We start from the raw sequence: 11,068 nt of genomic DNA, 5'->3' as shown, positions 1-11,068 counted from the left end.
CGATCGGTCGGCAACTGCAACACCGGCTGCGTCGTCCCCAACACCCCACACCAGTAGTCGAGCTGCCGCTGCCGCTCCCCGGCCTCCAACCACTGACGCTGCCAGAGCGCATAATCGGCATACTGGATGGGCAAGGGCGGCCACGCCACCGGCTGTCCGGCCACCGCCGCCTGATAGGCCGTGACGAACGCCTCGACGATCAAACGCATCGACCAGCCATCGGAAACGATGTGATGCATGACCACCACGAGCAGCGCCGTCTCGTCGGTCTCACGAAGCAGACCGACCCGCAGCAGCGGGCCATGGGCGAGATCGAAGGGTGTGTGCTGGAGCGCGGTGGTCAGCTGCTGACAGCGTGCCTGCCGGTCGGCGGCATCGAGCGTGCGCAGATCATGCAGGGCGACGGCAAAGGCGGTCTGCGACTGCACCTGCTGCCACAGCGTCCCATCCTCGGCGGTGCGGAATACGGTGCGCAGTGATTCGTGGCGGGTGACGAGGTGGTCGAATGCAGATTGCAAGGCTGGGATATCGAGCGGCCCAATCAGGCGTCGCGCTGCCGCGATGTGGTAGGCGCTGCTGTCAGGCTGGTATTGCCACAGAAAATATTGGCGTTGCTGGGCTGGCGAGGCAGGGCAATCAATGGCCCAGTCGGCTGAACGTGCCGGGATGGTGTCAGCACTGCAAGCTGGGGCACTCTGGCGGTAGTGTTCCAACCAATTGGCCATGTCGGCTAGGCGTGGATGCTCGAAGAGCTGCGCCAGCGTGGGGACAATCTGCCAATGCTGACGCAGGCGGGCGGCCAGCTGCACCATGGCCAATGAATTGCCGCCGCTGGCAAAGAAATGGCTGTCTGCGTGCAAGACATGTTGTTCAGGTAAGCGCAATGTGGCACGCCACAATGCAGCCAGTTCGGCTGACGTGCCGTGTAGGGGCGGTGCTGATCCAGAAGCATCTGCCATGTGGGCGCCACTCTGCAGCTGGCCAAAGGCATAGATGGCGTAGCTGTCGAGGCTGCCGCTCTCCCAGCCTGTTGCGCACGCGTGGCGTTGCAGTTTGCCACTGGAGGTTTTCGGCAATGCGCCGGGATTGAGCAGGGCCACAACCGACAATGGCTCGCCACATAGCTCGCTGACGCACACGCTCAGGGCTTCGACCAGGGTGGCGGGGGAAACCAGTTTCTGCATGCCGCGCGAAATTTCGGCTGCGATGCCAATACCCTCGCCTTGTGGGCCGCGTACGGCGAAGGCGGCGACCCGGCCTGCACGGACAGCTTCGATCTGCTCCTCGATATGTCGTTCGATATCCTGCGGGTAAAGATTGTGCCCACGAATGATGATGAGGTCTTTCAGGCGACCGTTGATATACAACTGGCCGTCACGCCAGAAGCCCAGATCGCCTGTGCGTAACCAACGCTGCCCCTCCTTTTCGACAAAGGTGGCTTGGGTTGCCTCGGCATTGCGCCAATAACCGCTGGCAATGCTCGGCCCGCTGGCCCAGATTTCGCCACTGAAGCCGTCGGGAAGAGTTTCAAATGTGGAGGCATCGACAATGGCCACCTGATGGAGGCTGGGAACCCGTCCGCAGGCCACCAGGGCAAGGCTTTCTTCATCATCCATGGCCGGGCGGGCCTGGCCTTGGGCCAAACCACGGCGAGACAGGGCAGGGGCCAGCAGGCCGCTGCCACGCACACCACCACTGACAAACAATGTGGCTTCTGCCAGACCGTAGCACGGGTAGACCGCTTGGGCATCCAGACCTGCAGGTGCAAAGTGGGTGATGAACTCCTGCAGGGTGTCGTGGCGTATCGGCTCGGCACCCGAGAAGGCAACGCGCCAGCAGGACAGATCCAGTGTTTCCAACTTGTCCTTCGGGATACGCTCCAGGCACATGCGATAGGAAAAGTCCGGGCCACCGCTGATGGTAGCGCGATGTCTGCTGATGGTTTGGAGCCAGCGTATGGGCCGCTCCAGAAAGAAGCGAGGTGACATCAACACGCATTTGCACCCACGATGGATAGCTTGCAGCAGCCCGCCGATCAAGCCCATATCATGGAACAGGGGCAGCCAGGACACGAAAACATCGTCGGATGCGACGGAAAAGCCTTCTTCGATGGCACGTTCATTGGCCATCAGATTGGCATGGCTGACCATCACACCCTTCGGGGTGGAGGTGGAGCCGGACGTATATTGCAAGAAGGCGATGTCTGTTGGTGCGGGGCTGGAGGCTGCCCAGGGGCCTGCATCCACAGCCTCATCGGCCAGCCATATGGTCAGGCCGGATGAGCGGTCTGCGACGGCTTCGATCAACGGTAGGATCGGACGGGTGGTCAGTACGCAGCAGGCTGCAGCATCATCGATGATGCCGATCAGGCGCGCCAGATGGGGCTGCCGGGTGGATTCTGGCGGGCACACCGGTACGGCGATCAGCCCAGCGTAGAGGCAGGCGAAGAAGCTGATCACATAATGTTCGTCGTTGTCCATGGCCAGCAGCACGCGCTCGCCCCGTGGAAAGGCCTGCAGGCGGGCGGCCAGTTGGCGCACCCGCATGTCCAAGGTGGCATAGTCCAATACCAGCTCATCCGGCTGGCCATGTTGTTCACGCACGATGACGAGTGCGGTGTCCTGCGGACGGGCTGCTGCAAGATGGCGCAAGTGGCAAACAAAATTTTCGGGGTGGCTCATATCTGGTGCTCGCATCGATCGAAGGCCGGCTTAGGCCGGTTGAGTAAGGTGTGGTGCGTGCCGGCAATGCGCCAGCAAACGATTCAGGCAGGCCATTACAGGTGCGGTCTGGTCTTGAAAGAAAAAATGGCCGCCATCGAACCAGTCCAAGGTGAAGGTGCCGCCAGTCTCCCGTTGCCAGGCATGCATGCGCTCGGCGCTGATGCCATCCTGCCGACCCGCCAATACATGGACTGGCAAGGGCAGGCGTAGCGGGGCTGCAAAATGAATGCTGTCGCAGATGGTGTAATCGGCAGCCAGCGTGGTCAGGCTCATTTCCAGCAATTCGGGGTGGGCAAAGACGGCCTCTGGCGTGCCGCCTTGTTCGCGCATATCCGCAATCAGGCTGGCGCGATCACATGGCTGGAAACGACGCGGGTCTGGCATGGATGGTGCGGGGCTGCCCAGGACAAACATCGCCAGTGGCATCGGGCCGCCAACTGACAGCTGGTGCCGACTCAGGCCATAGGCCAGCTGGGCGCCCATGCTATGGCCGAGCAGGACGTAGGGGCGCTGGAATTCGTCAGCCAGCTCGCCGGCCAGCTGCGCGACCAGCTGATCAAAACGGGTTGCAAATGGCTCATCCAAACGGGTGCCCCGCCCTGGCAACTCGACCGGGCGCAATGTGACCCAATCGGGCAGGGCTTGGCGCCAGCGCAGATACATGGCGGCACTGGCGCCTGCGCAGGGCAGGGCCAACAGGGTCAATGCGCGGGCCATGCTTCAGTTCCCGGTCTGTGCGGCTTCCCATTCGCGCAGGGAGCGCGGGCGCATATCGGTCCAATGCTGCTCGATGTAGGCCAGAACGGTTTCTTTGTCGCCTTGCACACCTTCGACGGCACGCCAGCCGCCAGGAATGTCCTTCCAATGTGGCCAGAGTGAATACTGCTCTTCGTGGTTGATCAGCGCGATGAAGATTTCGCCGGGTCGATCAAAACAACTGGTGCTCATGAAAACTCTCCTGAAAATGAGCAGGACGGGGTATCTGTCCTTACGCCTTTGCTTGACGGGCAATGGCGTGAAATGTTTAAGCGCTGTTGGCGTGGTGCCCTGGCCACCCTTGGCCAGGCCGGGGCTTATGCTGTTGTTGCGAGTGCTCGCAGAGGGCGTCCTGCTGGTGGATGTCCCCCGCAGCCTTCCAATGGGTGGAAGGCATGGCAGGGGCGGATGTTGGACGGGTTGGGTTCAGACAGTGGTCAGCTTGCTTGCAGCGGGGCATTTCCTGCCTTCGTGCAGGGCATCCACGATTTCGCCACACCGGACAGCTGTGATAGACAGCAGCGTATCGCTGAGGCCATGGGAGTGTTCGCAAGCACCTTGCAGGAAGATCTGCGGCTGGAAGTTGTCAGTGGTTTGCAGGCGATAATGGCGGTCGGTTTGCATCTCGCCTACATAGCCAGCCAGGCCTTCCAGAATGCCGCGATGCAGCTGGCGCTCATAGCCGGTGGCCAGTACAACCAGATCATAATGTGCATCGAATGAGTGGCCGTTGTTCAGGTCTTGCAGGGTCAGTGTCACGCCCTCGCTGGTTTCGCGTACAGCCGCAATCTGGTGGCGCCGGAGTAAGCGATGACGATCCTCTCCCTTGACGTTCTGCTGATAGAAGGTACCGAAGATCTGCTGGATCAATGCCAGATCCGGGCAGGCATAGTTGGTATGCCAGAATTCCTTGATCAGCTCGCGCCGCTCCTGGTCATCACGGCTATATATATGATCGACGAAATCCGCATCGAAGATCTGGTTGGAGTAAGGGCTGTCATCCGCTGGTTTCAGCGCACGTGCGCGCATGATGAAATCAATCGCGGGGGCGTTGTGGTGGCCATGTAGCGCCATGAAGATCTCCGCCGCACTTTGCCCGGCGCCGATGATAGCCACGCGCTTGGCACCGCCATGTTTGGAAATCTCGGCAGTGTAGTGATGTGAATGGATCACATGACGGCTGGCACGAAGAGGGCGGAACAACTCAGGGATGTATGGGCTGCCACCGACACTGACCACCAGGTTCCTTGCCAACCGCTCACGCACGGCCCCTTGCGCATCACGTGAGCGGATGCGTAAATGGCTGACCTGATCGCCTTGGGTTTCCGGCAGCACCTGGAATACCTCCTCGCCATAGAGGCAACGGTCGTCGAAATGCGACGCAGCCCAAGCAAGATAATCATTGAATTCGTGACGGCTGGGGTAGAAGGTCTTCAGGTTGATGAAATCGGCCAGGCGGCCTTTTTCGTGCAGATAGCTGACGAAGCTGAAGCGGCTTTGCGGGTTGCGCAAGGTGACCAAGTCCTTCAGGTACGAGATCTGCATATGGGCGTGATCCAGCAGCATGCCGGGGTGCCAGGCAAAGCTCGCTTGTTTTTCAATGAACAGGCTGGTGAGTGGCTTGCTACGTTGCTGCTTTTCTTCCAGGGCAATGGCCAGGCCAATGTTGGATGGCCCAAAGCCGATGCCGATCAGGTCATGGATGTGCATTGTTGTTCTCCGTCATGGATCAGAAATTCGAATGAATCAAGCTGCCTGGGTGACCGGCCACCACAGGGCGTCGGTGAAATAGCGTTCGCGCAGCAGGCTGACCAGCAGTGCGCGTTTGTGTGGGAAATCGAACTCCTTGATCTTGGCGTAACCCGAGCGGTCAAGGTTGCGGATCTGCTGGGCATGGTCGCGTCGGGGTTCGCCCACAGCACGGCGGGTACGCGGGTCGTCCAGCATGATGTAATGCGAGATCGAGGTAAGCCAGGCGGTGGCATACGCCTTGCCACGGAAGGCGGGTTCACCGATCAGCACATGCCAGCCACGGTCATAGTCATCGGCTTCGCAGAATGGCCCGATGCGGTTTTCCTTGGCCCAGTACACCTCGAAGTAGCCAAACGGTATGCCATCCAGGCTGCCAATCATTGGGTAGATATGTGGGTCGGCGGCCAGCGTCTGCAGATAGTGACGATGCTGTTCCAGCGTGCCGGTTTCCTGCCAGATGGCCGCGACGTCCGGGTCATTCATCCAGCGGTTGAACATAGGCAGGTCAGCTTCGATGTCCAGTGTCCTATAGCTGAAAGTCTGCCCCAACCAGGGAATGAAGCGCTGATAAAGCAGGCCTTCCGGCTTAGGTGGGCGTAGCGGATGACGTGCCTTGTCATAGTGGTAGCGTAACGGGGCAGGTTGGCCATGATGTGTCATCCACAATGGTGCAAATTGGAACAAAACCTCGCGTTCTGCCTGCCATCGGCCACCTCCCTGCGCCCGGACGAGGCCGCTCCGCAGTAGAGCCATTGGGACGGTATCTGCGACGATATGGCATTGCGCATGCCCTCTGGCGCTGGTGAAGCTGCATTCCAGCGCTGCCAGCCAATGGTTCTCGTCGGCTGCCGTGGGTGCAACCAGTTGCAGGCCATCTACCGTTTCGGTCAGCCCCCAACTTTGTGGATTCGGGTCGCCGTGGGGGGCCAACAGCAACTGCTCACCCTCGCGGCGGGCGGTGAAGGGTTGGCCATATGGGTAGGCGTGCAGAATGATCTCTGCTGGCCAGTCGATCTCCTGGCCGGTCGTGGGCTTTGACATGTTGACTCCTGTCGGGTGTGTTTGCCGCGCAAACATGAATATGGGTTACGCCCGACTAGACGCCGTGACATGTTTTTTGTTTAAGTGGCCACGTTGGCGTGGGTGCCATCCGGGATGGCTGTGTCAACAGCGCCTAAACAAATCCGATAAGTTCTCGTCTTGGTGGTTATGCCATCAATCGGGGTCTTGCTGTGTTTTCCTATCTGTTGCAGAAGTCGCGTCATCTGTTCATTGCAGCAGCCTGCTTTAGTGTGCTGGCTGGCCTTGCGAATGTGTCGTTGATCAGTCAGATCAATCACGCCATCAACACGCCATGGGGCCCGTCATTTCTGGCGCTGGCCTGGCCGTTCGCTGGGACAGCAGTTTTGATCCTGCTGCTGCAATCCGCCAGCCACATCCTGTTTGAGCGGCTGGGGCAAAACGCCGAAGCGCATCTCAAACATTACATCTGCAGCAAGGTCATGCTGACGGATTACCGACGCCTGGAAACCCTGGGTGGGCCACGCATCCAGTCTGCATTGACCGAGCATTGTGAAAAGGTGAAGCGCTTCTTCGTGGTGATGCCGCAAGCCATGGTGAATGCGATGACCGTACTGGGCTGCCTGGCGTATCTGTCATGGTTGTCATGGCAAGTCTTCCTGCTGGCGGTGCTGGTCATCGGCCTGGGAATGCTGGGGTATCATCTAGTGCATCTGCGGGCCATCCGGCATATCAATCTGGCTGCGCAAGCGCAAGATGGCTTGCATGGCATGTTCCGTGCGCTGGTGGATGGCGCCAAGGAGTTGCGTCTGAATCGGGCCAGAGCTGGTCATTTCGAGCAAAAGCAGCTGCATCCGGCCATCGAGGTTGTCCGCCGTGAGCGGATCTTCGGCATGTCCATTTTTTACCTGTCCACGTTCTGGGGCAGCTTCCTGATTTTTGGCTTTATCGGCTTGGTCTTGTTCGCACTCATCGGAGATGTGCCAGATCGTGGCAAGGTGGTCACCGGTTTCGCGCTGGTGTTCGTTTACATGATGACACCGCTGGAAGCCTTGCTGATCGTGCTACCAGAGTTCAATCTTGCCAAAGTGTCATCACGTCATATCGATGAGATCAGTGGCGAGCTGCAAGCTGCTGAGGAGCAAGCCCTGCCGGTGGGAGGGCAGGTTTTTACCAGCCTGGCGCTGAGACAGGTCTGCCATCGTTATTACAACGAAGCGGCAGGCGATATGTTCGCCATGGGCCCCATCAACTTGCAGCTGAACGCAGGCGAGCTGGTCTATCTGGTGGGGGGCAATGGCAGTGGTAAAACCACGTTGGCCAAATTATTGACCGGCCTTTACCGCGCGGAAAGCGGCGAGATCATCTTGAATGGGCACGCTGTCAATGCTGATCAGCTGGGTGCCTATCGTCAGCTGTTTGGTGCGGTGTTCTCGGATTTTCATTTATTCGACACCTTATTGACAGGACAAGATGTCGATGCCGCCGGTAATGCGCTACTGGTGCGTTTACAACTGCAGCATAAGGTGACGGTCAAAGAGGGGGCGTTTACGACTCAGGCACTGTCACAAGGTCAGCGTAAGCGCTTGGCGCTGGTTGCCACTTATTTGGAAGATCGTCCGATCTATGTCTTTGACGAATGGGCCGCTGATCAAGACCCGACTTTCAAGGATGTGTTCTATCGTGAATTGCTGCCGGAATTGAAAGCCCGAGGCAAGACGGTGCTGGTGATCACCCATGACGATCGTTATTTTGATTTGGCCGATCGCGTGATCCACCTCGAACAGGGGCAGATTGTCGGTGAAAAGCGGGCATATCGAGCCGAAGATCAACTTTCCTTGGTATAGCTGGAAAATAAGTTCAAATATGCGCAATTTTGCAAGCATTGAAATTGAATTGATTTAAGTAGTGAGAATCAATATCATTTACTCTTATTGCATTTTTGCACTTGGCTGAACATGTCATTAGTCATTACGCGTCATCTGCTCGAACAAAATTTTGTCGAACAACGAAAACAGCTGTGCGCCATTTCCTACAAATTGCTGGGAAATGCCGCACAGGCAGAGGAGGTCATGCAAGAGGCATTCCTGCGGCTGTTGGATGTGGCGATCGGCAAACAGGTTGACTGCCTTCAAGCCTATTGCTGCCAAGTGGTGCGCAATCTTTCGCTGGACAATATGCGGCGCCTACAGGTCGAGGGCCAGTATCGGGTGTACACCGATGATGGTGAATTGCCCCAGACGGATGGCGGGGAAAACCCGCAACGCCTTCTGCAGCAGCGCCAATTACTGCAAGCTATTGATGCAGCGATGGAAACGTTACCCGAGCGGACGCGACGCGCTTTCGAGCTATACCGTATCCATGGCATGACACAGCGTGATATTGCAAAAGAGCTGAGTTGCTCGGCTACTTTGGTCAATTTCATGCTTCGCGATGTCGGGCAAGCGCTGGCTGGTTGTCGTGAGCATCTGTGATGGGTTCCATCTGATGGCATATCATCTGAGCAAATCAGGCTTTCCTGTGCATCAATCGCACTCCAGAAAATGTTTTTACCCCGGTTGATCTGAGATCAAATTACAATGTTTTCCTGATTTTGCAGCAGGAACAACATCATGGAAAGACCAGATCCGGTATGGGATGCCGCATGGCAGTGGGTCATGTTGCGGCATGAGCAAGGTTTCACAGAGCCCTGCCCAACCGAGCTATGTGCTTGGCTGGAGGCAGACAGTAGCCATCAGCGGGCCTATGACGATGCTTGCAAGTTATGGGAAGCCTTGGCAGTCAGCCAGATCGCCAAGCAAGTGTGACCTGAGCGTGGCTTCTGACGATCTGGCTGATGAACATCGTATGGCTTACCTCTCTTTCCTCCTGTCCGGTTCGCTTGATACGGTTTCAGGGCTGGTCGTCAGCGTAGTGCAATCCAAACACTTCAATGGATGAAAGTTGACAGGCGGACAGCATCAACTGCTGGTGCGCCGCTTCCATATGACGGGCTCGTGCCGATAAGATACGGCGTTTTAGACTTGAAAAGGCTCCGTCATGGCGGGGCCTTTTCATTGAAAGTGATCATGAACTACATACCCAACAAAAAAACCTCTGTGCTCTTGATGGCCGCTGTCTTTGTCCTGACCTGGATTATGCCCAAATGGCCGGTGGAGCAGGCGCTGCACAGCTCGCTGACTGTTGTCGGCTTTTTCCTGTTGTGGCGTTATGTCGCCAAGTACGACATGGATGATCTGGATTTCCTGCTGATTGCCCTATTCATCTCGGTCCATTCAATTGCCGCGCGTTGGCTGTATTCCAACGTCCCCTATGAACGCTGGTTGGTGGATTGCTGCGGCATCTCGTTGAATCACCTTTTCGCATCCGACCGAAACCATTTTGATCGGTTGGTGCATTTTCTATATGGCTTCTGTTTCATGGTGCCGATCATGTCGCATGTGATCAAGCAGCGGCAGTCAAACCAGAGGGTTGCTTTTTACGTGGGCCTTTCCGCCATCATGATCACCAGCTTGTGGTACGAGTGGTTCGAATGGCTGATTGCCGTGCTGTTATCACCTGCCGATGCAGAGTCCTACAATGGTCAGCAAGGTGACATCTGGGATGCCCATAAGGACATGTTGCTGGCAACGCTGGGCGGGCTGCTTTCAGGGTTAGGGTATCGTAAGCTCAAGCAGTCACCCGTGCCCGCCAATGGCTGAGCCGGCCACGAATCATGGCTCGAAGCTGTTGCTGTGACAGCGTGGCGCATCCAATCCAGCCCGCCAGGTTGCAGGCCGGCATGGCTTAAATGCCCAGCCTGACTATACCTGGTGGACGAAGCCGCCCAGTACAGTGGGAAATAATGCGAAAATAGCACTCAGGACGGGCGTTGTGGTCAACACCCGCATAGCGGATCGGTCGAGTAAGGTGGATATGGATATCGAAGGTGTCAAAGCGTACTTCACAGGGTTGCAGGCGCGGATTGTCGATGCATTGGCTGCGCTGGATGGGCAGGCTTGGCTGGCAGACAGCTGGCAACGCGCCGAAGGTGGAGGAGGGGTTTCCCGCCTGGTGGAGAACGGCAAGGTGTTTGAACGGGGTGGGGTGAATTTTTCGCATGTCAAAGGGGCCAAACTGCCACCTTCGGCATCGGCACATCGCCCCGAGTTGGCCGGACGGGCGTGGGAGGCCATGGGCGTGTCACTGGTGCTTCACCCACATAACCCATATGTCCCGACCGTGCACATGAATGTCCGCTTCTTCGTGGCGACTCAGCCCGGCAGCGAACCGGTATGGTGGTTCGGTGGGGGAATGGATCTGACCCCCTACTACGGTGCCGAGGAAGATGCTGTGCATTTCCACCGGACCTGTCAGGCAGCCTTGGCACCCTTCGGCGCTCAATATCACCCCAAATTCAAGCAATGGTGTGACGAGTATTTTTTCCTGAAACACCGCAACGAGCCGCGTGGCGTCGGCGGAATCTTCTTTGACGACCTGTCTGATATCAGCTTTGTCCACGCATTCGGGCTGACTCAAAGTGTCGGTGACCATTTCCTGACGGCCTACCTGCCCATCGTCGAGCGCAGGGTGGGCATGCCATATGGCGAGCGGGAGCGCGACTTCCAGCTGTATCGGCGTGGTCGTTATGTGGAATTCAACCTGGTATTTGATCGCGGCACATTGTTCGGCCTGCAATCTGGTGGGCGTACCGAGTCGATCCTGATGTCGATGCCACCCGAAGTGCGTTGGCGATACGACTGGCACCCTGAATCTGGGTCGCCGGAAGAGGCGTTATACAGGAAATTCCTGATTGCCAAAGATTGGGTGTGAAGTGC

Annotated in this window: 10 protein-coding genes; 5 read left to right on the top strand and 5 right to left on the bottom strand. The window is 57.6% G+C overall.

The annotated features are described in order from the left end of the window. The 5 genes from HNQ59_RS17970 to HNQ59_RS17950 form a co-directional block, all read right to left on the bottom strand. A partial coding sequence (locus tag HNQ59_RS17970; protein WP_184041780.1) for an AMP-binding protein occupies positions 1-2,681 on the bottom strand: 2,681 nt, incomplete at its 3' end. 30 nt (positions 2,682-2,711) lie between these two features. Further along, positions 2,712-3,440, bottom strand: coding sequence for a thioesterase II family protein (locus HNQ59_RS17965; protein WP_184041779.1), 729 nt, complete (start codon positions 3,438-3,440; stop codon positions 2,712-2,714). A 3-nt stretch (positions 3,441-3,443) separates the two neighbouring features. After that, the gene (locus HNQ59_RS17960) at positions 3,444-3,671 is read right to left on the bottom strand and encodes an MbtH family protein (RefSeq protein ID WP_184041778.1); all 228 of its coding nucleotides are present in this window, start codon (positions 3,669-3,671) and stop codon (positions 3,444-3,446) included. A gap of 234 nt (positions 3,672-3,905) precedes the next feature. Next, complete coding sequence (locus HNQ59_RS17955) at positions 3,906-5,189, bottom strand: lysine N(6)-hydroxylase/L-ornithine N(5)-oxygenase family protein (protein WP_184041777.1); 1,284 nt, start codon at positions 5,187-5,189, stop codon at positions 3,906-3,908. 36 nt (positions 5,190-5,225) lie between these two features. Beyond that, positions 5,226-6,272, bottom strand: a complete 1,047-nt coding sequence (locus tag HNQ59_RS17950) for a GNAT family N-acetyltransferase (protein WP_184041776.1) — start codon at positions 6,270-6,272, stop codon at positions 5,226-5,228. Between the two features lie 191 nt (positions 6,273-6,463). Between HNQ59_RS17950 and HNQ59_RS17945 the strand changes: the two genes are divergently transcribed. The 5 genes from HNQ59_RS17945 (at position 6,464) to hemF (ending at position 11,063) form a co-directional block, all read left to right on the top strand. Next, positions 6,464-8,098, top strand: a complete 1,635-nt coding sequence (locus HNQ59_RS17945) for a cyclic peptide export ABC transporter (RefSeq protein WP_184041775.1) — start codon at positions 6,464-6,466, stop codon at positions 8,096-8,098. A gap of 111 nt (positions 8,099-8,209) precedes the next feature. Then, on the top strand, positions 8,210-8,725 hold the full coding sequence (locus HNQ59_RS17940) for a sigma-70 family RNA polymerase sigma factor (protein WP_184041774.1): 516 nt from the start codon (positions 8,210-8,212) through the stop codon (positions 8,723-8,725). Positions 8,726-8,863: 138 nt separating this feature from the next. After that, the gene (locus HNQ59_RS17935) at positions 8,864-9,058 is read left to right on the top strand and encodes a FecR/PupR family sigma factor regulator (protein WP_184041773.1); all 195 of its coding nucleotides are present in this window, start codon (positions 8,864-8,866) and stop codon (positions 9,056-9,058) included. A gap of 261 nt (positions 9,059-9,319) precedes the next feature. Then, on the top strand, positions 9,320-9,952 hold the full coding sequence (locus HNQ59_RS17930) for a DUF2238 domain-containing protein (protein ID WP_184041772.1): 633 nt from the start codon (positions 9,320-9,322) through the stop codon (positions 9,950-9,952). Positions 9,953-10,166: 214 nt separating this feature from the next. Then, entirely contained in the window at positions 10,167-11,063 is an 897-nt protein-coding gene (hemF, locus tag HNQ59_RS17925) for an oxygen-dependent coproporphyrinogen oxidase (RefSeq protein WP_184041782.1), read from the top strand. Positions 11,064-11,068: the final 5 nt, after the last annotated feature.

The organism is Chitinivorax tropicus (genome assembly GCF_014202905.1).
In the GTDB taxonomy this organism is placed as follows: domain Bacteria; phylum Pseudomonadota; class Gammaproteobacteria; order Burkholderiales; family SCOH01; genus Chitinivorax; species Chitinivorax tropicus.
This window is presented reverse-complemented; position numbering and strand designations above follow the sequence as displayed.